At 68.3% G+C, this 26,769-nt stretch carries 26 protein-coding genes and 2 tRNA genes; 15 read left to right on the top strand and 13 right to left on the bottom strand.

The features are described 5' to 3' along the window. The first annotated feature begins 146 nt into the window (after window positions 1-146). From DTO57_RS02305 to DTO57_RS02285, 5 genes are all read left to right on the top strand, one after another. Complete coding sequence (locus tag DTO57_RS02305) at window positions 147-1,451, top strand: quaternary amine ABC transporter ATP-binding protein (RefSeq protein WP_229730332.1); 1,305 nt, start codon at window positions 147-149, stop codon at window positions 1,449-1,451. Continuing rightward, window positions 1,451-2,380, top strand: a complete 930-nt coding sequence (locus tag DTO57_RS02300; protein WP_187346578.1) for an ABC transporter permease — start codon at window positions 1,451-1,453, stop codon at window positions 2,378-2,380. The genes DTO57_RS02305 and DTO57_RS02300 overlap by 1 nt, the downstream gene beginning before the upstream one ends. Window positions 2,381-2,417: 37 nt before the next feature. Then, window positions 2,418-3,323, top strand: coding sequence for a glycine betaine ABC transporter substrate-binding protein (locus DTO57_RS02295; RefSeq protein WP_114116599.1), 906 nt, complete (start codon window positions 2,418-2,420; stop codon window positions 3,321-3,323). Window positions 3,324-3,429: 106 nt separating this feature from the next. Continuing rightward, window positions 3,430-4,347: a glycine betaine ABC transporter substrate-binding protein gene (locus DTO57_RS02290; protein ID WP_114116598.1), complete on the top strand. Its 918-nt coding sequence runs from the start codon at window positions 3,430-3,432 to the stop codon at window positions 4,345-4,347. Between the two features lie 100 nt (window positions 4,348-4,447). After that, complete coding sequence (locus DTO57_RS02285; protein WP_114116597.1) at window positions 4,448-5,362, top strand: glycine betaine ABC transporter substrate-binding protein; 915 nt, start codon at window positions 4,448-4,450, stop codon at window positions 5,360-5,362. A 57-nt stretch (window positions 5,363-5,419) separates the two neighbouring features. Here DTO57_RS02285 and ettA read toward each other — a convergent pair whose 3' ends face one another. After that, window positions 5,420-7,102 (bottom strand): energy-dependent translational throttle protein EttA, encoded by a 1,683-nt coding sequence (gene ettA / locus DTO57_RS02280; RefSeq protein ID WP_114116596.1) that lies wholly within the window; start codon window positions 7,100-7,102, stop codon window positions 5,420-5,422. Between the two features lie 226 nt (window positions 7,103-7,328). After that, a complete protein-coding gene (locus DTO57_RS02275; protein WP_162785624.1) occupies window positions 7,329-7,847 on the bottom strand; it encodes a single-stranded DNA-binding protein in 519 nt (172 codons plus the stop codon). Window positions 7,848-8,044: 197 nt separating this feature from the next. On the opposite strand from DTO57_RS02275, the gene DTO57_RS02270 reads away from it, so the two are divergent. The 4 genes from DTO57_RS02270 (at window position 8,045) to DTO57_RS02255 (ending at window position 10,172) form a co-directional block, all read left to right on the top strand. Next, window positions 8,045-8,116, top strand: a tRNA-Arg gene (locus DTO57_RS02270). 34 nt (window positions 8,117-8,150) lie between these two features. After that, window positions 8,151-8,774 (top strand): oligoribonuclease, encoded by a 624-nt coding sequence (gene orn, locus DTO57_RS02265; protein WP_114116594.1) that lies wholly within the window; start codon window positions 8,151-8,153, stop codon window positions 8,772-8,774. A 39-nt stretch (window positions 8,775-8,813) separates the two neighbouring features. Beyond that, window positions 8,814-8,889: transfer RNA gene (locus DTO57_RS02260), tRNA-His, on the top strand. Between the two features lie 236 nt (window positions 8,890-9,125). Then, window positions 9,126-10,172 (top strand): hypothetical protein, encoded by a 1,047-nt coding sequence (locus tag DTO57_RS02255; protein WP_114116593.1) that lies wholly within the window; start codon window positions 9,126-9,128, stop codon window positions 10,170-10,172. 521 nt (window positions 10,173-10,693) lie between these two features. Here the strand turns inward: DTO57_RS02255 and DTO57_RS02250 are convergent. After that, complete coding sequence (locus DTO57_RS02250) at window positions 10,694-11,086, bottom strand: hypothetical protein (protein WP_114116592.1); 393 nt, start codon at window positions 11,084-11,086, stop codon at window positions 10,694-10,696. A 172-nt stretch (window positions 11,087-11,258) separates the two neighbouring features. On the opposite strand from DTO57_RS02250, the gene DTO57_RS02245 reads away from it, so the two are divergent. Continuing rightward, window positions 11,259-11,780 (top strand): hypothetical protein, encoded by a 522-nt coding sequence (locus DTO57_RS02245; protein ID WP_114116591.1) that lies wholly within the window; start codon window positions 11,259-11,261, stop codon window positions 11,778-11,780. A gap of 59 nt (window positions 11,781-11,839) precedes the next feature. Here the strand turns inward: DTO57_RS02245 and DTO57_RS02240 are convergent, their stop codons facing one another. The 4 genes from DTO57_RS02240 to DTO57_RS02225 all read right to left on the bottom strand — a co-directional run bounded on the left by DTO57_RS02240 (window position 11,840) and on the right by DTO57_RS02225 (window position 14,843). Further along, window positions 11,840-12,397 (bottom strand): YceI family protein, encoded by a 558-nt coding sequence (locus tag DTO57_RS02240; RefSeq protein ID WP_114116590.1) that lies wholly within the window; start codon window positions 12,395-12,397, stop codon window positions 11,840-11,842. 38 nt (window positions 12,398-12,435) lie between these two features. Next, a complete protein-coding gene (locus DTO57_RS02235) occupies window positions 12,436-12,924 on the bottom strand; it encodes a MarR family winged helix-turn-helix transcriptional regulator (RefSeq protein WP_114116589.1) in 489 nt (162 codons plus the stop codon). Window positions 12,925-13,032: 108 nt separating this feature from the next. Beyond that, a complete protein-coding gene (locus tag DTO57_RS02230) occupies window positions 13,033-13,653 on the bottom strand; it encodes a response regulator (RefSeq protein ID WP_114116588.1) in 621 nt (206 codons plus the stop codon). Then, a complete protein-coding gene (locus DTO57_RS02225; RefSeq protein WP_114116587.1) occupies window positions 13,650-14,843 on the bottom strand; it encodes a sensor histidine kinase in 1,194 nt (397 codons plus the stop codon). Before DTO57_RS02225 ends, DTO57_RS02230 begins: the two co-directional genes overlap by 4 nt. Window positions 14,844-14,992: 149 nt before the next feature. Here DTO57_RS02225 and DTO57_RS02220 point away from each other — a divergent pair, with 149 nt between their 5' ends. Both DTO57_RS02220 and DTO57_RS02215 read left to right on the top strand, forming a co-directional pair. Next, window positions 14,993-16,084: an ABC transporter permease gene (locus tag DTO57_RS02220; protein WP_114116586.1), complete on the top strand. Its 1,092-nt coding sequence runs from the start codon at window positions 14,993-14,995 to the stop codon at window positions 16,082-16,084. Then, complete coding sequence (locus DTO57_RS02215; protein WP_114116585.1) at window positions 16,081-16,782, top strand: ABC transporter ATP-binding protein; 702 nt, start codon at window positions 16,081-16,083, stop codon at window positions 16,780-16,782. Before DTO57_RS02220 ends, DTO57_RS02215 begins: the two co-directional genes overlap by 4 nt. Before the next feature lie 7 nt (window positions 16,783-16,789). Here the strand turns inward: DTO57_RS02215 and DTO57_RS02210 are convergent, their stop codons facing one another. The 6 genes from DTO57_RS02210 to DTO57_RS02185 form a co-directional block, all read right to left on the bottom strand. Continuing rightward, on the bottom strand, window positions 16,790-18,262 hold the full coding sequence (locus tag DTO57_RS02210; protein WP_114116584.1) for a SulP family inorganic anion transporter: 1,473 nt from the start codon (window positions 18,260-18,262) through the stop codon (window positions 16,790-16,792). 95 nt (window positions 18,263-18,357) lie between these two features. After that, on the bottom strand, window positions 18,358-19,950 hold the full coding sequence (locus tag DTO57_RS02205; protein ID WP_114116583.1) for an ABC transporter permease: 1,593 nt from the start codon (window positions 19,948-19,950) through the stop codon (window positions 18,358-18,360). Beyond that, a complete protein-coding gene (locus DTO57_RS02200; protein WP_114116582.1) occupies window positions 19,947-20,846 on the bottom strand; it encodes an ABC transporter ATP-binding protein in 900 nt (299 codons plus the stop codon). Before DTO57_RS02200 ends, DTO57_RS02205 begins: the two co-directional genes overlap by 4 nt. A gap of 77 nt (window positions 20,847-20,923) precedes the next feature. After that, a complete protein-coding gene (locus DTO57_RS02195; protein ID WP_114116581.1) occupies window positions 20,924-22,117 on the bottom strand; it encodes an MFS transporter in 1,194 nt (397 codons plus the stop codon). Between the two features lie 88 nt (window positions 22,118-22,205). Beyond that, window positions 22,206-22,760, bottom strand: coding sequence for a lipoprotein LpqH (locus tag DTO57_RS02190; protein WP_162785623.1), 555 nt, complete (start codon window positions 22,758-22,760; stop codon window positions 22,206-22,208). Between the two features lie 84 nt (window positions 22,761-22,844). Continuing rightward, window positions 22,845-23,699: a PPK2 family polyphosphate kinase gene (locus DTO57_RS02185; protein ID WP_114116579.1), complete on the bottom strand. Its 855-nt coding sequence runs from the start codon at window positions 23,697-23,699 to the stop codon at window positions 22,845-22,847. A 60-nt stretch (window positions 23,700-23,759) separates the two neighbouring features. Between DTO57_RS02185 and DTO57_RS02180 the strand changes: the two genes are divergently transcribed. From DTO57_RS02180 to DTO57_RS02170, 3 genes are all read left to right on the top strand, one after another. Beyond that, the gene (locus tag DTO57_RS02180; RefSeq protein ID WP_114116578.1) at window positions 23,760-24,785 is read left to right on the top strand and encodes an Rv2578c family radical SAM protein; all 1,026 of its coding nucleotides are present in this window, start codon (window positions 23,760-23,762) and stop codon (window positions 24,783-24,785) included. A gap of 85 nt (window positions 24,786-24,870) precedes the next feature. Further along, window positions 24,871-25,842 carry an aldo/keto reductase gene (locus DTO57_RS02175; protein ID WP_114116577.1) on the top strand — a complete coding sequence of 324 codons (972 nt, stop codon included), beginning with the start codon at window positions 24,871-24,873 and terminating at the stop codon, window positions 25,840-25,842. A gap of 72 nt (window positions 25,843-25,914) precedes the next feature. Then, the gene (locus DTO57_RS02170; RefSeq protein ID WP_114116576.1) at window positions 25,915-26,766 is read left to right on the top strand and encodes a 3-hydroxyacyl-CoA dehydrogenase; all 852 of its coding nucleotides are present in this window, start codon (window positions 25,915-25,917) and stop codon (window positions 26,764-26,766) included. The last annotated feature ends 3 nt before the right edge of the window (window positions 26,767-26,769 follow it).

Here is a 26,769-nt window from a genome sequence, read left to right as displayed (position 1 = left end):
TGTCAGATTGTCGACACGCAGAACGTCAATCTGTACCATCCGCGGTGTTCGCGTACGACACGGCCGCCGGCAGTGAAGAAGAAATTCATCTACTTAGGGCTGAGCGCGCGTACTGCGTCATGCGGCGCGCCGGCAGCAAAATACACGTGAGTGATACTGATACCGAGGTGCTCGTCCGCGCCGAGGGCCTGTTCAAGGTCTTTGGCCGACGCACCCACGACGCAGTCGAGAAACTCCGCAAGGGCACACCCCGCGACCAGATCGATGGCGTGACCGCCGCCGTGATCGACGCCTCCTTCGAGGTCAACCGCGGCGAGATCTTCGTCGTGATGGGTCTTTCCGGATCCGGAAAATCGACCCTGATCCGCATGCTCAACGGTCTGCACGACGCGACCGCGGGCAAGCTCCAGATCAACGGCCAGGAGATCACGACCATCTCCGACAAGAAGCTCCGCGAGATCCGACGCTCGTCGATCTCGATGGTCTTCCAGCACTTCGCCCTGCTCCCGCATCGCACCGTCATCGACAACGTCGCCTACCCGCTCGAGATCCAGGGCGTCCCCCAGGCCAAGCGCCTCGCGCGCGCCCAGGAGATCCTCGACATGGTCGACCTCGGCTCGTGGGGCGACAAGTTCCCGAACGAGCTCTCCGGCGGCATGCAGCAGCGCGTGGGCATCGCCCGCGCCCTCGCCGCCGACACCGACATCCTCCTGATGGACGAGGCGTTCAGCGCGCTGGATCCGCTGATCCGCCGCGAGATGCAGGAGCAGCTCGTCGAGCTACAGCAGAAGCTGCACAAGACGATCATCTTCATTACGCACGATCTCAACGAGGCCATGTTCCTCGGCGACCGCATCGCCGTCATGCGCGACGGCCGCATCGTGCAGATCGGGTCGCCCGAGGACATCCTCACCGACCCCGCGAACGACTACGTCGAGCAGTTCGTGCAGGACGTCGACCGCGCCCGTGTCCTCACGGCCGGCAACGTCATGGAGAAGCCGCGTCCCGTCGTCTCCGAGACCTCGGGCCCCCGCACGGCCCTCCGCGCGATGCGCGAGCCGTTCCTCGCCGCCGTCTTCGTCGTCGACCGCAACCGCAAGCTCATCGGCATGGTCTCCGACCGTGACGCCGTCAAGGCCGTGCGACGCGGCGACCGCTCGCTCGCCGGCATCATCAAGCCGGTCCCCTCCGTCGTGCAGGCGAGCGACGTGCTCATCGACATCTTCGTTCCCGCCGTCGAGTCGCCCCTGCCGCTCGCCGTGGTCGACGAGGACGAGCGCCTCGTCGGCGTCATCCCGCGAGTCACCCTGCTCGCAGCCCTCGGCCCCGGCCCCGACGCGACCGGCGAGATCACCCTCCCGCACGAGCCCGTTCCCACGAGCATCATCGACCAGGTCCTCGCCGATTCTGAGCCCGATGTGCCGGCCACCGACTCGAAGGAGGCGAACTGATGGACTTCCCCCGTCTTCCCCTCGGATCCTGGGCCGCCGACGTCGTCGACTGGCTCGTCGCGAACGCGCACGGGCTCTTCGACGTGCTCCGCACCATCTTCACCGGCATGTACAACCTCCTGTACACGCTGCTGGGCGCCGACTATTTCTGGATCGTCCCCGGGCAGCTCGCCGTCACCGGCATGTCGGTGATCATGGTCGTGATCGTTCTGATCGCGCTGCTCGCACGCGGCTGGATCTTCGGCGTCGGCACGCTCGTCGGCCTGCTGTTCATCGCCTCGGTCGCGCAGTGGGACAACGCCATGGCGACCCTGTCGCTCGTGATCGTCGCGACCTTCTGGTCGCTGCTTATCGCGATCCCGCTCGGTATCGCCGCCGCGAAGAGCAACCGCGTCTCGGCGATCCTCCGCCCTGTGCTCGACCTCCTGCAGACCATGCCGGCGTTCGTGTACCTCGTCCCCGCCCTGCTGTTGCTGCGCGTCGGCGTGGCGCCCGGCATCGTCGCGACGATTCTGTTCTCGCTCGCCCCCGGAGTCCGACTCACCGAGCTCGGCATCCGCGGCGTCGACAGCGAGGTCGTCGAGGCCGGCCAGGCCTTCGGCGCGTCGCCCAGCCGCATCCTGCGCCAGATCCAGCTCCCCCTCGCGCTGCCTTCGATCATGGCCGGCGTGAACCAGGTCATCATGCTCTCGCTCTCGATGGTCGTCATCGCGGGCATGGTCGGTGCCGGCGGACTCGGAGGCGACGTCTACGCGAGCCTCGGTCGCCTCGACACCGCGCTCGGCGTGGAGGCCGGTCTCTCGGTCGTCGTGATCGCGATCATCCTCGACCGCCTCACGGGCGCCTTCGGCAAGAACATGGGCGTGCTCGCGCAGATTCGCGGCTTCATCGCGAAGCGCCGCGCCGCCAAGCAGGAAGTAGCAGCCTGACGTCCCTGACAGGCTGACACGAAAGGAAACACACAGCATGAAGAAGCGGATCGTCTCCGTCACCACCCTCATCGCGGCCGGCGCGCTCTCCCTCACGGGTTGCGTCGCCTCCGCGGAGGACATCGCAGGCGGATCCTCGAGCTCGGACGACTCGAAGGGCACCATCAAGATCGCCGAGTTCAGCGGCTGGGAGGAGGGCATCGCCACCACCGAGCTGTGGCGCGTCATCCTCGAGGACGCCGGGTACACGGTCGAGGTCGACGCCGTCGACGCCGGTACGGTATTCCAGGGTCTGAGCGACGGCGACTACGACGTCACGACCGACGTCTGGGAGCCCACGACCCACGCCGAGTACCTCGACAAGTACGGCGACGGCATCGAGAAGGTCGGCACCTGGAACGAGGACTCGAAGCTGACCGTCGCGGTCAACGCCGATGCCCCGATCGACTCGCTCGAGGATCTCGCGGCGCACGCCGATGAGTTCGGCAACACGATCGTCGGCATCGAGCCCGGCGCGGGCCTCACGGGCGCGATGAACAACTCGGTCATCCCCGAGTATGGCCTCGAGGGCATGACCTTCCAGACCTCGTCGACCCCCGCGATGCTCGCCGAGCTGCAGGCCGCCGAGAACGCTGGCGAGAACGTCGTCGTCACGCTGTGGGAGCCCCACTGGGCCTACTCGGCATACGACATCAAGAACCTCGACGACCCGAAGGGCGCCCTCGGATCCGCCGAGTCGCTCAACGTGTACAGCCGCGAGGGCTTCGCCGACGACTTCTCCGAGGTCGAGGGCTGGCTCGCCAACTTCACGATGGACACCGAGCTGCTCGCCGGCCTCGAGGACCTGATGTTCAACCAGAACCCCGACGCAACCGACTGGGAGCCCATCGTGCGCGAGTGGATCGCCGACAACCAGGACTACGTCGACGGGCTCACCGCCTGACCGACACAACACACGTGTGAGGAAGGGGTCGTCACCGGCCAGGTGACGGCCCCTTCGTCGTACACCGGCGTTCGAGAGGTACTCGAAGGCCAGGAAGGACGAAAACATGCTCACCCGAAACCGCAAACTCCTCTTCTCCGGCGCCGCCCTCGGTGCCGCCACCCTCGCCCTCGCGGGCTGCGTCGCGACCGCGGACGACGTCGCCTCCGGCGGATCCTCGTCGGGCGATGACTCGAAGGGCACCCTCACGATCCCCGCTATCGCCGGCTGGGACGAAGGCGTCGCGAGCTCCGAACTCTGGAAGGCAGTGCTCGAGGAGCAGGGCTACACCGTCAACGTCGAGTACGCCGACGCCGCCACCGTGTACGCGGGCCTTGCCGCCGGCGACTACGACTTCTACACCGACACGTGGATGCCGCTGACCCACAAGACCTACATGGAGAAGTACGGCGACGACATCGCGACCCTGGGCACCTGGAACGAGGACGCCCAGAACACGATCGCGGTCAACGCCGATGCCCCGATCGACTCGCTGACCGAGCTCGCCGATCACGCCGACGAGTTCGGCAATACGATCGTCGGCATCGAGCCCGGCGCCGGCCTCACCGAGGCGACGCAGAACAAGGTCATCCCGACCTACGGCCTCGAGGGCATGGACTACCAGACCTCGTCGACGGCCGCGATGCTCACCGAGCTGCAGGCCTCGGCCGACGCCGGCGAGAACATCGTCGTGACGCTCTGGCAGCCCCACTGGGCCTACTCGAAGTTCGACCTCAAGAACCTCGAAGACCCGGAGAACACCCTCGGCGACGCCGAGACGATGCGGGTCACGGCACGCGCCGACTTTGCGGACGAGTTCCCCGAGGTCGCCGAGTGGCTCTCGAACTTCGAGATGAGCCTCGACCAGCTCCAGTCGCTCGAGGCCGTCATGTTCTCGGGCGACGAACAGCCCGACGACTTCGGCCCCGTTGTTTCCGACTGGATCGCCGATAACCAGGACTACGTCGACGGGCTCACGGCCTAACACCCCGACGCGAGGTGCCGCCGCAGCAGCCCCGGGCTCTGCGGCGGCCCCTCGTCGCATGTGGCAGGCGGGAGCGTCCCGCCGCCCAGGAAGGAACACCATGATCACCCGCAAGATCGTGACGGCCGGAGCCCTGATGGGCGCGACCGCGCTCGCGCTCACGGGTTGCGTCGCCACGGCCGATGACATCACCTCCGGCGGATCCTCGTCAGGCGGCACGGAGTCGAAGGGATCCCTTACGATCCCCGCCATCGCCGGCTGGGATGAGGGAATCGCGAGCTCCGAGCTCTGGAAGGCCGTGCTCGAGGAGCAGGGCTACTCCGTCACCATCGAGTATGCCGACGCGGCCGCGGTCTACGCGGGCCTCGCCGCAGGCGACTACGACTTCTTCACCGACACGTGGCTTCCCGTCACGCACGAGTCGTACTTCGACAAGCTCGGAGACGACCTCGACGTGCTCGGCACGTGGAACGAGGATGCGCAGAACCACCTCGCGGTCAATGCCGACGCGCCGATCGACTCGATCGCCGAGCTCGCCGACCACGCGGCCGAATTCGGCAACACGATCGTTGGCACCGACCCCGGCGCCGGCCTCACGACGACCACCTCCAACGTCGTCATTCCGACGTATGGCCTCGAGGGCATGGAGTACTCGACGTCGTCGAGCGCCGCGATGCTCTCCGAGCTCGACGCCGCGATGTCGGCCGGCGACAACATCGTCGTGACGCTCTGGGAGCCGCACTGGGCCTACGACCAGTACGACCTCAAGAATCTCGAAGACCCCGAGAATGCCTACGGCGATGCCGAGACGATGCAGATCACGGCGCGCACCGGCTTCCGCGAGGATCAGCCCGAGGTCGCCGGGTGGCTCGAGAACTTCACCATGGACCTCGACCACCTGCAGTCGCTCGAGGCCGCGATGTTTGCGAGCGGAGAGCAGACCGACGACTACGGCCCCGTGGTCGCCGAGTGGATCAACGAGAACCGCGACTACGTCGACGGCCTCACCAGCTAGCCGCCACGACGACGAATGGCCCGCACCTTCCGGTGCGGGCCATTCGTGATTTCGACGTTAGTCGCGCGTCAGCTTGCGGTGCGTCGTGCGGTGCGGGCGGGCCGCGTCCGGGCCGAGGCGCTCGATCTTGTTCGCCTCGTACGCCTCGAAGTTACCCTCGAACCAGTACCAGTTCGCCGGGTTCTCCTCGGTGCCCTCGTAGGCGAGGATGTGCGTCGCGATGCGGTCGAGGAACCAACGGTCGTGGGTGACGACCACGGCGCAACCGGGGAACTCGAGCAGCGCGTTCTCAAGCGACTGCAGGGTCTCGACGTCGAGGTCGTTAGTGGGCTCGTCAAGCAGCAGCACGTTGCCGCCCTGCTTCAGCGTGAGCGCGAGGTTCAGTCGGTTGCGCTCACCACCAGAGAGCACGCCGGCCTTCTTCTGCTGGTCCGGGCCCTTGAAGCCGAACTTCGACACGTAGGCGCGCGAGGGCACCTCGGTCTTGCCGACCATCATGATGTCGAGGCCGTCCGAGACGACCTCCCAGAGGGTCTTCTCGGGGTCGATCGCGCTGCGAGTCTGGTCGACGTAGCTGAGCTTGACCGTCTCACCGATCTTCAGCTCGCCGCCGTCCAGCGGCTCGAGGCCGACGATCGTCTTGAACAGCGTCGTCTTACCGACGCCGTTCGGGCCGATGACGCCGACGATGCCGTTCGGCGGGAGCGAGAAGCTCAGGCCGTCGATCAGCGTGCGGTCGTCGAAGCCCTTCGAGATGTTCTTCGCCTCGATCACGACCGAGCCCAGGCGCGGGCCGGCCGGAATCTGGATCTCCTCGAAGTCAAGCTTCCTCGTGCGTTCCGCCTCGGCAGCCATCTCCTCGTAGCGCGCCAGACGCGCCTTCGACTTGGCCTGGCGACCCTTCGTGTTCGAGCGGACCCACTCGAGCTCTTCCTTCAGGCGCTTCGCGAGCTTCGCGTCCTTCTTGCCCTGAACGTCGAGGCGCTCGGCCTTCTTCTCGAGGTAAGTCGAGTAGTTGCCCTCGTACGGGTAGAGGCGACCGCGGTCGACCTCGGCGATCCACTCGGCCACGTGGTCGAGGAAGTACCGGTCGTGGGTAATCGCGATGACGGCACCGTGGTACGACTTCAGGTGCTGCTCGAGCCACAGCACGCTCTCGGCGTCGAGGTGGTTAGTGGGCTCATCGAGCAGAAGCAGGTCGGGCTTCTCGAGCAGGAGCTTGCAGAGCGCGACGCGGCGCTTCTCACCACCGGAGAGGTGCTCGACGCGAGCCTCGGCCGGGGGCGTACGCAGGGCATCCATCGCCTGCTCGAGCTGTGCGTCGAGGTCCCATGCGTCGGCCGCGTCGATGGCCTCCTGCAGTGTGCCCATCTCGGCGAGCAGGGCGTCGAAGTCGGCGTCCGGCTCGGCCATCAGGCCCGAGATCTCGTTGAAGCGGTCGATCTTGCCCTTAATCTCGGCAACACCGTCCTGCACGTTCTCGAGAACCGTCTTCGACTCGTCAAGCTCCGGCTCCTGCATGAGGATGCCGACCGAGAAACCCGGCGTCAGCGCGGCCTCACCGTTCGACGGCTGGTCGAGGCCCGCCATGATCTTGAGGATCGTCGACTTACCGGCACCGTTCGGGCCGACCATACCGATCTTCGCGCCCGGCAAGAACGACATCGTGACGTCGTCGAGAATCAGTTTCTCGCCCACGGTCTTGCGGGCGCGAACCATCTGGTAAATGTACTCAGCCATTCCTCTGGCCTACCTCCTGGCTATGGGGTGGAAAGTCTCCCCTAAGCCTACGCGGCCGGGCACCGTTCTCCCCTCTGCTCTGCCCAGGGTGTCCCCAGTATCGGCGCGGCCCACACGATATGGGTGACGCGCACGGATCCACGGCTCGCGCGGGCCGCCACGCGGGCGCGGATCCGCGGAGGGGAGGCCGCGGATCCGTCGCCCGACGCTTGATGGACCTGCGCGATTAGAACGGCGTCGGCACCTCCTCTCCCTCTCGCACCTCGCCCGTTGCCGCATCGACGTCGAGCTCGGCGAGCTCGTCGTCGGGCTCCTGCGCGGGATCCGGTGCCGTCGGCATCCAGTTCTCCTCGGTAGGCGACTCGTCGGCGTCACTGCGGTGCGTCACCGACGTCTTGATGATCTGCTGGACCTTCGCCCACTGCAGGTCGATGCCGACCGTCTCGGCGCGCACCGTCACGTTGATGCCGCTGCGCTCGTCTCGCGCCCATTTGCGCACCGCGAGCACGCCCGTCACGACGACGCGGGTGCCCTTGCTCACCGACTTGATGATGTTGTCGGCGAGCATGCCGTTCGCGGTGACGTCGTACCAGCTCGACTCGGTGTCGCGCCACGCGCCCGACTGCGGGTCGCGGAAGCGCCGCGTGCAGCCGACCCGGAATCGCGTGAAGGTGCGCCCGTCGTCGCCCTTGTCGACGACCGGCTCCGTACCCACGTTGCCGATAATCGTGATCTGCTCGTTCATGCCCATTCCTTTCGTTTTTCGCAGACCGCGACTCGGTCCACATGACGAACTCAGCACGATCGAGGCACCTCCCGCAGGCCCGCGGGGCAGTCTGTGGAGGAATTCCCGCAAATTGGGCCCTGTGGACACGCTGACTCGCCCGGGCGGGCCGGCGCCCGTGAGCGGATCCAGTCGAAACCGGTAACCTGGGACGACCACCCCTAGTAGCTCAGAGGAAGAGCGCCGGACTTCTAATCCGCTGGTCGCAGGTTCGAATCCTGTCTGGGGGACGATATCCATTGCGAAGAGAGAAGAGCGTCGAACGTGGGCTCAGCTGAGAACGACCGCCTCGTCTGGATCGACTGCGAGATGACGGGGCTCGACCCCGCCATCGACGAACTCGTCGAGATCGCCGTCGTCGTCACCGACTTCAACCTCAAGATCCTCGACCCCGGACTGCAGCTCGTCATCAAGGCGAGCGACGCCGCGCTGGCGAACATGGGCGAGTTCGTGCAGAACATGCACGCCACGAGCGGTCTCGACAAGGAGATACCGAACGGCCTCCCCCTCGCCGAGGCCGAGGAGCGCGTGCTCGAGTACGTGCGCCAGTTCGTACCCGTCGAGCGCAAGGCGCCCCTCGCCGGCAACACGATCGGCACCGACCGTATGTTCCTCGCGAAGTACATGCCCGCGCTCGACACGTACCTGCACTACCGCAACGTCGACGTCTCGAGCATCAAGGAGCTCAGCCGCCGCTGGATGCCGCGCGTCTACTTCAACGCGCCCGAGAAGCACGGCGGCCACCGCGCTCTCGCCGACATTCTCGAGTCGATCCGCGAGCTGCAGTACTACCGACTCGCCGCATTTTCCGCGGAACCCGGCCCCACAAGCGAAGAAGCGAAGGCGATTTCTGAGAAAGTGGTGAGCGAGTTCACCCAGTCGATATGACAAACTAATGAAGTTGCCCCGGCGAGCTGGGGAGACATGGTGGCTGTAGCTCAGCTGGTAGAGCACCGCGTTGTGGTCGCGGGGGTCGCGGGTTCAAGCCCCGTCAGCCACCCCAGATGTGCGAGGTTCACATCCTCAACGAGAGTAACTACTCTCGCGGAGATGTGAACCTCGTCCTTTTTCTTTAACTCGATGGCCCAGTTCGGTGTGTTGCCGTGCCGCTGCGCATCGCAGAGCGCACCGGATCTGATGCAGGATCCTTGGCAAGCCCGTGGATCTCAAGGAAGAGGTTGGCGCGGCTAGTCTGAGGGCGAGAGCTCGATGAATGGTTGAGATGTGGGGATCGGTCCAGTGACGACGACGACGGAGAACGCACCGACGGGTGCTTCGCCAGAGTCGCCCGCGGCACGGCGTAAGCGCGGCGCATGGATCGCTGCGGGTGCCGCCGTCCTTGCGCTTGGTGGCTATCTGACCGCGGCGGCGGTGATCTCCATTTCCAGTGATCCGTCGGACGTCGTGAGTTCGTACCTCGGGGCGATCGCCGAGGGTGATGCGTCGGCGGCCGCGCAGATCGTCGACCCCGGCGACTTCGTCGATGACGCGACCTACCTGACCGACGATGTCCTCGGCCCCGCCACCTCGCACATCGAGGTGACGCGGGTCACGACGACGAAGCGCGACGGCGACACCGCCGAGGTGGAAGCCGAGATGCAGCTCGCCGGGCAGTCGTACACGCACACGTTCACGGTGATGCGGGAGACGGGAGCCTTCTGGCTTCTGCAGCCAGGCTGGCGTCCCGACTCGCCGCTGACGGTCAACGTGGCCGTGGTGGTTCAAGACGAGCTCTCCCTCACAGGCGTGGAACAGGTGGACCTTGCCGGGGCGGAGCTCGATCTGGACGTGGATACGAGCGGCCGTCGGTCGACGTCGGCGTATGTGCCCGTGTATCCGGCCGTCTACGAGCTGACCGGGCCCGACCGAGGGCCCTACTTCGCGATCGCGCCTGCGGAGCTGGTGGCATTCCCCTCGCCGACATTGGGCGACAACGCTGTGGGTAGCCTCGCGGTGACTGCGACGGAGGAGCTCCGGTCGGCCATCCTGGATGCGGCGAAGGTCCGGGCCGATGCCTGTGTCGAACCCGGAACCTCGACGGATGCCGCGTGCCCCGCGAGCATCCGGCAAGCGGATCCATCGACCACCGGAGTCGCCCAGGAACCGTACGACCTGACGTTCGTGAACGGCCAGCGGTTCATGACCACGGTCGTATTCTGGCGCCCTGCCGAGGAAGGCGCGACATCGGGGGCCCGAACGACCTCTTACCGGACCTCGCTCGTCGGCACCTACACGATCGACGGCGACGACCTGACGATCGAATTCACGCCCTGGGAAGACCAGTAGCCCTTCAGCGGCCGCGGGAGCCTCGCCACGGCGTTGCCCGACCACACCGAGGCGTGTGAGGCGCCTCCGTACGGTGCACCTCGTTTGTGTTTTCCGTGATCGGGAGACTGTGCGACACGGCACCCTTGAGTGCAAGAGCGGAAGGAGTCGCCGAGATGAGTATGAGAAGGCTCGTGCGCACACTCCCGGCTCCAGATGAGGGATGGGCGCGCGTGCTACGACACGCTGGTGCCATCGCGGTGCTCTGGGCGATCGCGGCATACGTCATCGCCGCCGCGGGGCTACCGCACATGGATCCGCAGTGTTACTCCGACTCCCCCACGGGCGGGCGCGTCTGTCCGCTCCATCCCGACCCCGCGCTCACACACCTCTTCGACGTCCGATGGCCAGCAGTGCCCGAGGCCGTCGGCGTCATCGTGGCTTTGGCGGCGATGTTTCTCGGGGCCGGGCTCGCGATCTCCCTCGATACCTCGGAGCCCTGGTCGACGCGGGGCGGAGCCCCCACCGTCGCCGGAATGATTTCAGGCTTGCTCGGTTGCGGCTTCGGGCTGATCGTCGCCGGTCCCGGTTTCGTCCAACCGCCCATCGCTTTCGGCATCACCGCACTCGGTGCGTTGTTTCTCTTCCTCAGCCTGCTCTCGTTCCGCGCGTTCCTCAGGGCGCTTCGCCGGCGATATGCACGGCACCTCCGTCGAGAACACCTCCGCGAACATGGCAGCCGCACGGTCGCGACGATCACCGACCTCAGTTGGAAACACGCCTACCAAGACGACGACCCTGTCTTCACCCTGACCGCCGAGTTCCGCACGAAGCGCGGCACTCGATCCGTCACCGACGAGCTGTGTGGTCCTCGCGCGAACGCGCCCGTCGTGGGAGGCACGGTGGTGGTCATCCACGACCACGATGTCGATCACCGACGGGTATTGACGTGCTGCTCGAACTGGATCCGAACGGTCTTCGGGATCCCGAGGCGCTCGTCAAGTACCCACCAGCGCCCGAAGGCTCACCCAGCTGAGTGCAGAAGACTCGCACGGCGGATCCCGTCGGGTGTCGCGAACGTCCACCGCCGCGAAATACGATGGCCGCATGGCCCCCGAGAACACCATCTGGCCCGGATCCTTCGAACTCGCGATCAGCGGCCACTCGCGGCAGGAGCTTGTCGAACAGCTCCGCCTCGCGGGCGTCCTGCTAAATCCCCACGCCGACGCCCTGCTCGCGCACGCCGTCTTCGACGAGCCGCTCAGCGAAGCCGTTCGCATCGTCGACCGCACTGTTGCAGAACTGGGACACGCGGCCGGTGCGACGCTCCCCCAGATATTTGCGGCAGCCGAAGAACATGGGCTGAGTCTCTGTCCCCCGCAGACCGCGCCCTATCTGCGCCTCGCCTGGCTCGATCAGCCCGAGTCGGCCGACTCGGTCATGTCGGCGGGGCGCGCCCCCGACGCCGCCCTCAACGTCGCCTCGCCCGTGCTCTCCGACGATCCCGACTTCCCGACGGGCTTCTACCTACGCGTCGTCGACGGCCAGCCGTGGCTGCGCGGCTACCGGTGCGACGACCTCTACGTCTTCGCCCCCGAGGTGCGCTTTGCCTTCCAACAGGCCTACTGAGACCCAGACACAAACGTGGCCCGCCCCCGAAGATGGGAGCGGGCCACGTCCGGCAGAAATTACTTCTGGAGCGTGAACTGCAGCTCGAGGTTGATGGTGACCTCGTCGCCCAGCGTGAAGCCGCCGGCCTCGAGGGCCGCGTTCCAGTTGACGCCGAAGTCGAGGCGGTTGATCTTCGTCGTCGCCGAGCCGCCCGCCTTCGTCTGGCCGTAACCGTCGGTCGTGATGCCGCCGAACTCGGCCGTCAGCGTGACGGGCTTCGTGACGCCGCGCAGCGTGAGCTCGCCGTCGACGAGCAGGTCGTCGCCCTTGACCGTGATGCCGGTCGAGCGGAACGTCATCTGCGGGAACTCGTCGGCGGCGAAGAAGTCACCCGTCCGGAGGTGCTGGTCGCGACCCTCCTGGCCCGTGTTGACGCTCGCGATCTCGATCGATGCCTCGACGGTCGAGTTCTCGATCTCGTCGGCCGTCACGACCGTGACGTCGAAGTTCTCGAACGTGCCCTTGACCTTGCTGATCGCGAGGTGGCGCACCGAGAAGGCGACCTCCGAGTGGGCGGGGTCGATCGTCCAGGTGCCTGCGACGTAACCGGGGATGGTGGAAGCGCTGAGGGTCATGATGTGTCCTTTCGAGACGGATGGGGAGAATCGGGGGTTTACGGGGAGGTCGGGGCCGGGTCGCTCATGTTCGCGATGATCGTCGTGCCCAGCTCAAGCAGCTGCTCCATCTGATCCGGCGTGAGCGCCCTGCGCATGACGCCGGCGACCGAGCGCGCGTGCCGCCTGCCGACGAGGCGCTGCATCTCGCGCCCCTCCTCGGTGAGGCGCAGCTTGACGGCCCGGCGGTCGACGTCGTCGGTACACCGGGTGATGAAGCCGCGGTCGACGAGCCGCGAGACGAGCTTCGACAGCCCGCCCTGCGTCATGAGCGTCTCGCGATTGGCCTCGGCGAGGCTCAGGCCGTCGGGGGCCTTCGCGAGCGTGTAGAGCACGTCGTACTCGTGCTGCGTGATCTCGACCCACGATTGCTCGGCAACGAATTCACGCATCAGCACGACCTGCGAGCGGAAGAGTGCCTCCCACGACGCATTCGCGAGGCGAAGCTCGGCCGACGTCGGTCGCGTCGTGTCAGCGGGCGATGTCATCCGGGTCTCCTCTCTGCGCTGCTACGTGGGGGTACAACCCACACGATAACAAATACATTCCCCGTCATGTAAAAAAATTTCTGGTGAACGGGAGGAGACGAGAAATCTCTAGCGGAGGATCCCGCTCTCTCGCGCGGCCGCGACCGCCGCCGTGCGCGACGCGACCCCGAGCTTCGTGAAGATGTGCACGAGGTGCGACTTCACCGTCGCGTCGCTGATGTGCAGGCGCCGCCCGATCTCGCTGTTCGTCGCCCCCTCGGCCACGAGGCGCAGCACCTCCACCTCGCGACGGCTGAGGTTCGGCTGCGGCGAGCGCATCCGCGCCAGGAGCCGGCCCGCGACCGCCGGGGCGAGGGCCGTCTCCCCCGCCGCCGCCGCGCGGATCGCCGCGATGAGCTCGTCGGGCGGCGAATCCTTGAGCAGGTACCCGCTCGCCCCCGCCTCCACGGCGCTCAGGATGTCGCTATCGGTGTCGTAGTTCGTGAGCACGAGCACGGGCGGCGGATCCACGAGCGCGCGGATCGCTCGGGTCGCGTCGGCGCCCGTCTGGTCGGTGCCGAATTGCAGGTCCATCAGCACGATGTCGGGCGCGATCTCGGTCGCCATGGCGATCGCCTCGCCCGGCGTCGTGGCCTCGCCGATGACGTCGAGGTCGGGGTCTCCCGAGAGCATGGCGCGCACCCCCGCCCGCACGACGGGGTGGTCGTCGGCAAGAAGAATCCGGATCACTCGGTCGCCTCGCTCTCGCTGTGGAGCGGCAGTCGCGCCGTCACCGTCGTTCCGTGGCCCGGCGTCGACGCGATGTCGAGCGTGCCGTCGAATTGCGCCACGCGCTCTCGCATGGCCTGAATCCCAAAGGATCCCTCCTCGTGGGCGCTCGCGACGGCGCCCTCGACCTCGAAGCCGCGCCCGTCGTCGCGCACCGTGAGGCTCACGGCGTCGCCGTCGCGCGCGAGATCGACATCGATCCTGCTCGCGTCAGCGTGCCGGATCGCGTTCGAGAGCGCCCCCTGAGCGAGGCGCAGGAGCGCCGTCTGGGTCGCCATTGGCAGCTCGATCTCCTCCGTACCGACCTCGATCCGGATCCGCGATCGCTCCGCCTGTTCGCGCGCGAGCCGCCCGAGCGCGCTCGCGAGGCCCTCGCCGAGCCGCGCCGGCGTGAGCTCGTGAATGATCTGGCGGGTCTCGGCGAGGCTGTCGGCCGCCGTCTCGCGCGCGAGGCGCAGGTACCCGGCGCCGGGTTCCGGCACGTCGCGCTCCGCCGCGCGCAGCAGCATCTGGATCGATGAGAGCCCCTGCGCGACGGTGTCGTGAATCTCGCGGGCGAGCCTCGCGCGCTCGGCGAGCGTGCCCTGCTCGCGCTCCGTGTCGGCGAGCTGTTGCCTCGTGCGGATCAGCTCGGCGAGCAACCTCTCGCGGGCCTCGGCCTCGCGGCGGAGCGCCCCGTAGGCCCAGCCAATGAGCAGGGCGACGCCTGCCCCCACGAGCGGGCCCATCACGCCGCCCACGCTGAACCCGAGGTGCAGGCCCAGCGCGACGACCGCGAAGGCCGTGGCGAGCACGATGACGACGACGCCGCGGTGCCCCGGGAGCAGGTACAGGTAGAGGAAGAACAGCGGGAAGACGAGGTAGGCGCCCTCGGGGCTCAGCCACGTGAGCGCCGCCCACAGCACCGTGAGGCCCGTCACCCACCACAGCGCGACCCGGCGCGGCACCGGGTGGTCCCTGCGCCTGCGCGCCGTGCCCGCTCCCGCGAGGTAGACGAACACGAACGCCAGGCCGACCCCGAGCACCCATCCCGCCTTCGGCGAGGAGACGACGAAGGCGCGCACGACGGCGAAGCCCGCGAGCCCCACGAGCAGAGCGTGCAGGCCATATCGGAGGCCGGGAGATGCCGGGGCGAGGTTCGAGCGTGCCATACCCGCCCAGACTATGCGAGTCGCCAGCCCGCGGGCATCAACCGAAAGTTTGACCGCGATTGCGACGATTCTGGCGATGTACGAAACGTCGCCGGAAACGAGGCTTGAGGAAGAGCTTGAGCAGAGCGCCCAAGTGGAAAGGCAATCTCGTGTTTGTTGCTTGGAGAGAGCTGCGATTCGCCCGCGGCCGTTTCCTCCTGATCGGGTCGGTCGTCGCCCTCATCACGGTCCTCGTCGGCTTCCTGTCGGGCCTGACCGCCGGCCTCGCGTCCCAGAACATCTCCTCGGTCCTGCAGATCCCCGGCGACCGCATCGTCCTGCAGCAGCCCGCCAGCGGCACGCCCAGCTTCGCGACGTCGGCGATCGACGACGCCACCGTGAAGGCCTGGAGCGATGCCGACGGCGTCACCTCCGTCACGCCCATCGGCATCACGCAGTCGCGCGTCTCGATGAGCGGAGCCGACGACCCCGTCGGTGTCGCCCTCTACGGGATCCCCACCGACGTGCCGGACGCGGACGGCAACGCGCTCGTGGCCCTCGCCCCGGCGCACGACGACGAGGTGGGCCTCTCGAAGGGCGCCGCGAGCGACCTCGACGCCTCCGTCGGCGACACGATCACCCTCGCGGGCGACGACTACACGGTCGCCTCGATCGGCGGCGACCTCTGGTACAGCCACACCCCCGTCATCACCATGACCCCCGACGCGTGGAGCGCCGCGAGCGCCCGCACCGGCGGATCCGGAGAGGCCACCGCCCTCTCGGTGAGCAGCGACGCCGACTGGCAGGCCATCGGCGACCAGACAGGCACGAAGGCCGAGACGACCCTCTCGAGCCTTACCGCGCTCGAGGCCTTCCGCTCCGAGATCGGCTCGCTCGGCCTCATGATCGCCATGCTCTTCGGCATCTCGGCCCTCGTGGTCGGCGCCTTCTTCACGGTGTGGACGATGCAGCGCTCCGGCGACATCGCCGTGCTCAAGGCGCTCGGCGCGACCACCGGATCCCTCGTCCGAGACTCCCTCGGTCAGGCGCTCATCGTGCTGGTCGCCGGCATCGGCCTCGGCAACGCCGTCGTCGCGGGCGTCGGCATGCTCGTCGGATCCGCGCTGCCGTTCATCGTGAGCCCCCTCACGACCATCGCCCCTGCCGCCATCATGGCCCTCCTGGGCCTCGCGGGCGCCGCCTTCGCGCTCCGCTCCGTCACCAACGCCGACCCCCTCACCGCACTCGGGAGCAACCGATGATCGATCTGCAGAACGTCACCCTCACCTTCCCCGACGGCGATAACCGCATCACCGCCATCGATCACGTCACCCTCCGCGGCGAGAACGGCGTCGTCACCGGCATCACCGGCCCCTCCGGATCCGGCAAGTCGAGCATCCTCGCCGTCGCAGCGACGCTGATCCGCCCCGATTCGGGAGGCGTGCTCATCGGAAACGGCGAGAACGCCGTCGACGCGGCCCAGCTCTCGCGCGCCGAGGCGACCACCCTCCGCCGCGAGCGCATCGGCATCGTCTTCCAGCAGTCGAACCTCATCCCGGCGCTCACGGTCCGCGAGCAGGTGCAGGTGATGGCGCGCCTCGGCGGATCCTCGAACAAGGCCCGCACGGCCGCGATCGACGCCCGCGTCGACGAGCTGCTCGACGCCGTCGGGCTCATCGCCCACGCCGACAAGCGCGTGCACCAGCTCTCCGGCGGTCAGCGCCAGCGCGCCGCCATCGCCCGCGCCCTCGTCCACCAGCCCGAGGTGCTCCTCGTCGACGAGCCCACGAGTGCGCTCGATCAGGAGCGCGGCGCCGAGATCATGGGCCTCATCGCGCGCCTCACCCACGAGCGCGACACCGCGACCCTGCTCGTGACGCACGACCTCGTGCACCGCGACGCGCTCGACGAGCTCGTCACGATCGTCGACGGCCGCCGCGCCGAGCCCGCGCTCGTCTGAGGCCCGCTCAGCCGAGGTTGCCCGAGAGCCGCCCGTGGAAGCGGCCGCTGCGCTCATCCAGCCCCTCGATCGAGACGCTCGCGCCGTGCTTGGCGTAGAGCGCCTCGACCGAGTCGAGCGCGGCGACCGTCGAGGCGTCCCAGATCTGGGCGTGCGTGAGGTCGATCACGATCGACGCCGGATCCTCCGCGTAGGAGAACTGCTCGACCAGGTCGTTGCTGCTGCCGAAGAAGAGCGGGCCGCGCACGGTGTACCGCGCCGTCTCGCCCGCGACGTCGCGCTCGACGGAGATGACGTGGGCCACGCGGCGCGCGAACAGCACCATCGCGAGGATCACGCCCGCGATCACGCCGTAGGCGAGGTTGCTCGTGATCACGACGATCGCGATCGTGACCACCATGACGAGCGTCTCCGGCACCGGCATGCGGCGAAGCGTCGAGGGCTTCACGCTGTGCCAGTCGACCGTCGTCACCGCGACCACCATCATCACCGCGGCGAGCGCGACCATCGGAATCTGTCCCATAACGTCGCTGAGGCCCGTGATGAGGCCGAGGAGGAACACGCCGGCCACGAAGGTGGATATGCGGGTGCGGGCGCCACTCGTCTTCACATTGAGTACCGTCTGGCCGATCATAGCGCAGCCCGCGATGCCTCCGTACAGCCCGCCGAAGATGTTCGCGACGCCGAGGCCCCACGACTCGCGCCCCTTGTGCGAGGGCGTCTCGGTGATCTCGTCGACGAGCTTCGCGGTGAGGAGCGACTCCATCAGCCCGACGAGCGCGACGCTGATGGCCGTCGGCACGATGATCCGCAGCGTCTCGAGGTCGAGGGGCACCGAGAGTTCCGTGTGGCCCGGCAACCCGCCGCCGACGCGGCCCTCGTCCGCGACGTTCGGCACGTCGAGCCGCCAGATGATGACGATGGCGGTGACCACGACGATCGCGACGAGCGGCGCCGGCACGATCTTTGTCGCATACGGGAGGCCGATCACGATCGCCAGCGTGACGGCGAAGAACACCCACACGAGCGGGCTTCCGCCGAGCACGTGGCGCACCTGCGCCATGAAGATGAGCACGCCGAGACCGTTGACGAAGCCCAGCATGACCGATCGCGGCACGTAGCGCATGAGCCGCGCGAGCCCCGTCAGCCCGAACACGATCTGGATGATGCCGGCCAGGATCACCGCCGGGAGCACGTACGCCGTGCCGTGTTCGTGCACCATCGGCGCGATCACGAGGGCGACGGATCCGGCAGCCGCCGTGATCACGCCGGGCCGGCCGCCGAGGAACGTCATCGACAGCACGAGCACCACGCTCGCGACGAGGCTGACCATCGGATCCACGCCCGCGATGACCGAGAACGAGATCACCTCGGGCACGAGGGCGAGCGTCGTCACGAGGCCCGCGAGCACCTCGCGGCTGAGAAGCCGGGGGTTGCGGAGCGCGTCGCGCACGCTCGTGATGGCTGTCGTTGCGCTCATCTGGGGTGCCTATCGTCGCGTCGTCGGGGCGCGGCCGGGTGCGGCACCCCGACGGATCAGACTACCGTGCGGCCGCCGCGGGCGCGGATCCGGGGCTACACGCCGATGTCGCGGCGGCGGAATCCCGCGAAGCCCGCGGCGACGAGCGCGGCCGTGACGAGCGTGATCCAGGCGAGGCCCCAGCCGTCCGGATCCGCCTGGGTCATCGTCGGGACGTGCCAGAACGGGCTGATGGCGAGCACCCAGTCCCAGAGCTTGAAGGTGGGCCCGAGGAGCGTGAGCACGAAGGCCAACATCACGCCCGCCCACGCCGCCACCGACACCTGCGGCCGCGCGCCGATGACGGCGATCGCGACCGCGACCGTCGTCCACACCGCCGGCACCGTCGCGGCGGCCTGCAGGAGCACGCCGCCGAACGTCACCCCGATGTCGGTGCCCGCGGCGAGCGCCGCGACGATCGTGCCCGCCCCGAGCACGTAGACGCTCGGCGCGAGGAGCGCGATCGAGGCGCTGCCCGCGAAGAGCCGCCGCCGCGAGACGGCGCCCGCGAGCACCGGATCCACCCGGTCGGCCATCTCCTCGGCGCGGAGCTTCTGCATCGCCTGCACGCCGGGGACGGCGGCGATGATGCCGACGAGGCTCAGGATCGTGACGAGGAAGGCGCTCGTGAGCCCGTCGCTCGTCGCGGCGCCCGAGGCGAGGATCCCCGCGACGGCGCTATCGCCGGCGAGCAGGTCTTGCACCGACGTTGCGAAGTACCCGAAGACGACGCCGAGCGCCGCGAACGCGATCGCCCACGAGATGAGGGGCGGGCGGTTGATCCGTAGCGCGAGCCCGAGCGGCGAGCGCACGCGGCCCTCGGCCGGCCCGGGGCGCGATGCGATGATCCCCTGCCCGAAGTCGCGGCGCGCCTGAATCGCGAACGCCACCGCGAGGGCGACCACGGTGAGCGCCGCCGCGAGCATCAGGGGCCACCAGTGGTCGCCACTCGCGGGCCGCGTCTCGGTCATCCACCCGAGCGGATTGATCCAGATCGTCCATGCCGGGGCATCGATCGCATATGCGAAGCCGCGCAGCGCGAAGAGCGCGCCGAGCGTCGCGACCGCGAGCGAGCTCGCCACGCGCGCGTCGGATCCGAGCTGGGCGGTGACGGCGGCGATCGCCGCGAACATCCAGCCCGACGCCGTGAACGTCGCCGCGAGCAGCATCGACGGCTCCCACGCGCCACCGCACTGGACCGTGACGAGGCCCGCGATGACGCCGACGAGCACGGATCCGACGAGCGCGACGCCGACGCCAGCGAGGAGGCGGCTCGCGCGGCCCAGTACGCCCGAGGCGAGGAGCTCGGCCTGCCCCGAATCCTCCTGCCCGCGCGTCGTGCGGGTGACGGTGAGGATCGAGCCCAGCGCCGTGAGGAAGCCGGCCAGCGCCAGCGAGCGCCAGGCGTTGAAACCCTCGTCGCTCATGAGGTCGAAGGCGGGCCCAAACACCATCCCGATGGCCGGATTCGCGCTCATGGCGGCGGAGAGCCCCGCGCGGTCCGCCGCCTCGGGGAAGATCCAGGGGTACACGAGCACCGACGAGGCCGACAGCCCCGTCGCGATCGCGATCCACGGCGCGAAGCCACGTATCTCGTGGCGCAGCGTGACCTTCAGGAGCGGCCGCGTGCAGGCGAGCGCGCCGCTCATCGCGGATCCCCCTCCGACTCGTACAGGCGCAGGAACAGCGACTCGAGCGACGGCGGCTCGACCGTGAGCGCCGCGATGCCGTACGGCGCGAGCAGCGTCATGACCTCGCCGATCCTATCGGCGTCGGCGGTCGCCGAGAGGTGGCCGTGCTCGAGGTGCACCTCGTGGAGGCCCGCGAGCGCGGCCCGCTCCGGGATCCGTTCGAGCGTCGCGCGGATCGACGTGCGCGCCTGGCCCCGCAGCTCGGCGAGCGTGCCCGTCTCGACGATCGTTCCCTCGCGGATGATCGAGAGGCGATCGGCGAGCGTCTCCACCTCGGCGAGGATGTGGCTCGACAGCAACACCGAGGCGCCGCGCTTCTTCGCCTCGCCGACGACGTCGGTGAACACCGCCTCCATGAGCGGATCCAGCCCGCTCGTCGGCTCGTCGAGGATCAGCAGCTCGGCGTCGGACGCGAGCGCCGCCACGATCGCGACCTTTTGCCGATTGCCCTTCGAGTACTGCCGGCCCCTCTTCGTCGGGTCGAGCTCGAAGCGCTCGATGAGCTCGGCGCGGCGCGAGCCGTCGAGGCCGCCGCGCATGGCGCCGAGCAGGTCGATCGCCTCGCCACCCGTCATGCCGGGCCACAGCGACACGTCGCCCGGCACGTAGGCGAGCCGCCGGTGCAGCGCGACGACGTCCTTCCACGGGTCGCCGCCCAGCACCCGTGCGGATCCGGAATCGGCCCGAAGGAGGCCGAGGAGCACCCGGATAGTCGTCGACTTGCCCGCCCCGTTGGGCCCGAGAAAGCCGTGCACCTCGCCGCGCCCGACGCTGAGGTCAAGCCCCGACAGGGCCGGAAATGTGCCGAAAGCCTTGCTCAGGCCCCGGACATCGATCACGTTCTCTGCGCTCATGAGACGCACCTCTCAGCGGCACCGCTGCCGTTCTGGTCTCAGTAGATCACGCGCGGGACGTGCGCGCGAGTGCCGCGCTACGAGAGGATGCGGTCGCGCCCGACCAGGAGGCCGAACACGATCAGCGGGATCTCGACGACCACGATCACGATAATGAGCGACGGCGTCCACGTGGCGCTCGCCTCGTGCACGGCGCCGATCGCGATGGGGCCCGCGGCCGCCACGAGGTACCCGATGCACTGGGCCATGCCGCTCATCGCCGCCGCGTCGGCGTGGTTCGTCGTGCGCAGCCCGAAGAGCGACAGCGCGAGCACGATGTTCGCGCCGCCCGCGAGGCCGAGCATGCTCGCCCACAGCGCCGACCACTCCGGCGCGAGCAGAACCCCCGCCGTCGCGACGACCGTCAGCGCCGGGGCGCCCACGCTGATGATCCCCTGGTTGCGCAGGCGCGGGATGAGCGCCGACGCCAGCAGGCTTCCGCCGATCGCGAGGGCGTTCAACAGGAACGAGTGCACGCCCGCCGCCGTCTCGCTCACGCCCGCCGAGTGTTCGATCGCCGGGAGCCACGTCACGAACACGTAGAAGACGACCGACTGCAGGCCCATGAATCCGGTGACCTGCCAGGCGAGCGCGCTCCCCCACGGCGACCGGCCGCGCACCGCGGGCGCGGGGGCGGATCCGGGATCCGGGACCGTGTGTCGCCGCAGCTGCGGCGCGAGGACGCCGAGCGTGATGAGGGTGAGGCCCGCCCACATGCCGAGCGGCACGCGCCATCCCCACTCGGTCATACCCGCGACGGGAACCGAGACGCCCGCCGCGATGGCGGCAAAGCTTGACTGCACCGCCGAGTACGCGCCCGTCACCTGCCCGATCTTCGTCGGGAAGTCGCGCTTCACGAGCGCCGGCAGGACGACATTGAGCACCGCGATCGCGACGCCGATGAGGGCCGTACCGACCCACAGCAGGGCGACGGGCGGCGTCGAGCGCACGACGAGACCCACGACGAGCAGCGACAGCGCCAGAGCGATCGCGCGTTCGAGGCCAACCGCCCGCGCGAACCGCGGCGCAAACGGCGACACGCTCGCGAAGGCCACGAGCGGCAGGCTCACGAGGATCGACGCCGTCGTCGACGCGAGGCCGTACGTCTGCTCGATCGCCGGAAGCACGGGGCCCACGGCCGTGATCGCCGTGCGCAGGTTTCCCGCGACGAGCAGCAGCCCCAGGAGGACGAACCAGGCGGGGAGCGCGATGCCGCGGGGCTTTTGGGTCACCTTCCCACGTTAGCGACCGCATCACCTGTCGACAAACGCACGAAACCGCACCACCCGGCGAATGCCGGTGGCGCGGTCGGTGGTGCGGTTACGGGCAGGCGATGACCATCTCGAAGGGCGTCTCGTTCATCGCCGTCGGGTTGCTCATGTCGACCGCCGCCATCGATCCGGAGATCGTGTAGGTCGAGCCGTCGACCGTGGCATTCGCCTCGCCGGGCGCGCCCTCGGCCCACGCCATCGCGGTACCGTCGAGCGAGCCGAGCGCGACCGTCTTCACGGTGGGCGAGTCGCCCGTCGTGAGGGTGGCGCCGATGCCGTCGGCGCCGGAGGCCGAGCCGACCGCGATCGTCATGGTGCCGTCGACCTCCTGGCAGACCACCGTCGGGTCGGCGATCTCGAGCGCCTCGCCGTCGATCGTGATCGAGACCTCCGAGCTGCCGGCGCTCGTCGCGTCGTCGTCGGTCTCCTCGGCCTCGGTTTCGGTTTCGGTTTCGGTCGTCTGCTGCTCGGCCGTCTGCGAGGTCGTCTCGTCGGTGCCTTCCGACCCGTCGGACGAGCAACCGGTGAGAGCGATCACCGCGCCGAGACCAACGGCGAGGGCGGCGATGCGGATACGGTTCGTTGTGCGGAACATGGTGTTCATGCGTTTCCTCCTGGGTGTCGCCGGCCGCTCGTGCGATCCGGTCGGCATCAGTTTGCGATGCTCGTCGCCGCTCCCGATCACGGATTAGCTCTCGGCGAGACGCCTCTTCTCTTCTTCGACATCGAACGATGCCGCGGGCCACTGCGGGTCGATGTCCTCGAGCGCCGCGATGAGCAGCTCCTGTACCGCGAGGCGCGCGTACCACTTGCGATCCGCAGGAACGACGTGCCAGGGAGCGATATCGGTCGACGTACGTTCGAAAACAATGTCGTACGCCTCGCGATACTCCTGCCACAGTTCACGGTCGTCGATGTCGCCCGGGTTGTACTTCCAGTGTTTGTCCGGCCTGTCGAGACGCTCTTGTAGACGCTCTCGCTGCTCATCGCGCGATAGATGAAGCATCACCTTCACAATGCGGATCCCGCTCGCGGCGGCCCGTGCTTCGAAGTCATTGATCGCGCCATATCGGCGCTCAATCTCCTCGGGGCTCGCGAGCTCGCGCACGCGCCCCACGAGCACGTCCTCGTAGTGCGATCGATCGAACACCCCGATGAAACCGTGCTTCGGCAGCCGGCGCTCGATGCGCCACAGGAAGTCGTGCGCGAGCTCCTCGGCGCTCGGGGCGCCGAACGACTGCAGTTGAACGCCCTGCGGATCCACGGATCCGAGCACGTGGCGGACGATGCCGCCCTTGCCCGCCGTGTCCATGCCCTGCAACACGAGGAGCACGGCGTTGCGGGCCACGCCCGCGCGGCTCTCGGCATAGAGGCGCTCTTGAAGGTCGCTCAACCGCTCGGCGCGTAGCGCGAGATCCTTCGCACCCGACTTCTTATCGCCGTCGTATCCCGGCGTCGCCGACGCATCGAGATCGTCGAGGTGAAAGCCGCGCGAGACGCGCAACTCTGTGCGAGCGGTGGTGCGCCAGCCGTGTGAACCCATGCGCTCATCCTGTCAGAATGAGGCATTGCATTGGCATCGAATATGTGTTCGAATGGAGCCATGCGGTGGAGCGAACAGACGATCGAAAAACGGGCCGGCGAACTCCCCCTTCCCGGCCTCGCGCGGTCAATCCGCACGCCAGATTTCGCCGGGATCACATTCCACGAAGTCGTCGCGAAGTCGGCACTCAACCGCGTTCCCGAGGCGAGCTCCATGCCGTTCTCGTGGACCGTGAACCCCTATCGCGGCTGCTCGCACGCGTGCGTATACTGCTTCGCCCGCAACACCCACCGCTACCTCGATCTCGATGCCGGGGCAGACTTCGACCAGCAGATCGTCGTCAAGACCAACGTCGCCGAGGTGTTGCGCGCCGAGGTGCGTCGCCGCGCGTGGCGGCACGAGCTCGTCGCCCTCGGATCCAATACCGACCCGTATCAGCGGGCCGAGGGCCGATACCAGCTCATGCCCGGCATCATCCGCGCCCTCGCCGAGAGCGGCACGCCGATGTCGATCCTCACGAAGGGCACGTTGCTGCGCCGCGACCTGCCGCTCATCGCCGATGCCGCGGCGCACGTGCCGGTCGACCTGTCGATGTCGATCGCGATCTTCAACGACGAGCTGCAGCAGAGCGTCGAGCCCGGCACCCCGACGACCGCGGCGCGGCTCGCGACCGTGCGGGCCGCGGCCGGGTCGGGCCTCGACGTGACGGTGTTCCTCATGCCGATCCTGCCGTGGCTCAGCGATTCCCCCGCCGACCTCGAGCACGCGGTGTCTCAGATCGCCGACGCGGGCGCGCGCCGCGTGGTCTTCGGCGCGCTTCACCTGCGCCCAGGCGCCAAAGAGTGGTTCCTCGAGTGGATCGCGCGCGAGCACCCCGAGCTCGAGGCGGGCTATCGGCGCTTCTACGGCCAGAACCACTACGCGCCCGCCGCGTACCGCAAGCAGCTGGCCGCGCGCATGGTTCCGCTCCTCCGCCGCTACGGCCTCGCCTCTGTCGAAGACGAAGACCAGCCCGAGGCGCGATACGCCGCGCGAGCCGCGGCGCAAGCGGTGCCCGTGGCCGCGACGGGGCTGACGCTGTTCTGAGCGGCGTTCTTCATGCGGCGTCACACGCCGCGTGCCGTGGCGCCCGCCGCCGATAGCATCGGCGGAGACGATCTCAAGGAGAACCATGGAGTACCGCCGCTTCGGCAACACCGGCATGTACGTGTCACCCATCGCCCTCGGCTGCATGAGCTACGGCGACGCGGACCGCGGATCCCACGGCTGGACCCTCGACGAGGACGCGAGCCGCCCGTTCATCCGCGAGGCCGTCGAGAAGGGCATCAACTTCTTCGACACCGCGAACATGTACTCGCTGGGTCACAGCGAGGAGATCGTGGGGCGGGCGCTGCGCGACTACGCCGATCGCGACGAGATCGTGCTCGCGACGAAGGTCTACATGGCGATGGGCGAGGGCCCCAACAAGCGCGGACTCTCGCGCAAGGCCATCATGCAGGAGATCGACAACAGCCTGCGCCGCCTCGGCACCGACTACGTCGATCTCTACATCATTCATCGCTTCGACGAGAACACCCCTCTGCGCGAGACGCTCGAGGCGCTCAACGACGTCGTGCGCTCGGGCAAGGCCCGCTACATCGGCGCCTCGTCGATGGCGGCGTGGCAGTTCGCGACCGCCCTCGGCATCCAGCGCGCCGAGGGCTGGGCGCCGTTCGTGTCGATGCAGAGCCAGTACAACCTCATCACCCGCGAGGACGAGCGCGAGATGATCCCGCTGTCGATCAACGACGGCATCGCCCTCACGCCGTGGAGCCCACTCGCCCGCGGCCGCCTCACGCGCCCGTGGCAGGACGCGGGCGACCGCGCCGGATCCGACCTCCTCCTGCAGCGCCTCTACCAGCAGAACGAGGACGCAGACAGGAAGATCGCCGACGCCGTCGGCGCGATCGCGGACGCCCGCGGGGTGTCCCGCGCGCGGGTCGCGCTCGCATGGGTGAACGAGGCGCCCGGCATCACGGCCCCCATCGTTGGGGCGACGAAGCCGCACCACCTGTCCGACGCCATCGCGTCGCTCGACATCCACCTCACCGCCGAGGAGCGGGCGAGCCTCGAGGCGCCCTACACGGCGCGCTGGCCGGAGTAACGAGAACCCGCGCCGGGGCACTCTCGCAGGAGCAGAATGGAGGTATCCAATTCCTCCAGAGAGAAGGCAGAAATGCAGCAGGTGACTGTGCTCGGTACGGGCGTGCTCGGATCCCAGATCATCTTCCAGTCGGCATACTCGGGTAAGGATGTCGTCGCGTACGACATCAGCGACGAGATCATCGCGAAGCTCCCCGAGCGGTGGGAACAGCTGAAGCCGCTCTACCTGCGCGACCTTCCCGATGCCACGCCCGACAAGCTCGACGCCGCCGTGTCGCGGATCCGCGCGACGAGCGACCTCGCCGACGCCGTCGCGGACGCCGACATCGTGATCGAGGCCGTTCCCGAGCGCCTCGACATCAAGCGCGACACGTGGCAGAAGGTCTCGGCCGCCGCCCCCGAGAAGACGATCTTCGCGACGAACTCGTCGACGCTCCTGCCGAGCGACATCGTGAGCGCCGTCGACCGCCCGTCGAAGTTCCTCGCGCTGCACTTCGCGAACGAGATCTGGCGCAACAACACCGGCGAGGTCATGGCGCAGGACCAGACCGACCCCGAGATCTTCGAGCAGGTCGCCGTCTTCGCCGAGGAGATCGGCATGATCGCGATCCGCGTGAAGAAGGAGCAGCCCGGCTACGTCGTGAACTCGCTCCTCGTGCCGCTCCTCGACGCGGCTGCCGACCTGTGGGTCCGCGGTGTCGCCGACATTGAGACGATCGACCTGACCTGGCGCACCGCGACGGGCGCGCCCGTCGGCCCGTTCCAGATGCTCGACGTCATCGGCATGATGACGCCGTACAACCTCGGCAAGGACAGCGAGAACCCCGTCAAGCGCGAGTTCGCCGAGCGCCTCAAGACTGAGTACATCGACAAGGGCTACCTCGGCGTCGCGACCGGGCGCGGCTTCTACGAGTACGGCGCCTGAGTC

This window comes from Microbacterium sorbitolivorans (assembly GCF_003327285.1).
GTDB classification, from domain to species: domain Bacteria; phylum Actinomycetota; class Actinomycetes; order Actinomycetales; family Microbacteriaceae; genus Microbacterium; species Microbacterium sorbitolivorans.
This window is presented reverse-complemented; position numbering and strand designations above follow the sequence as displayed.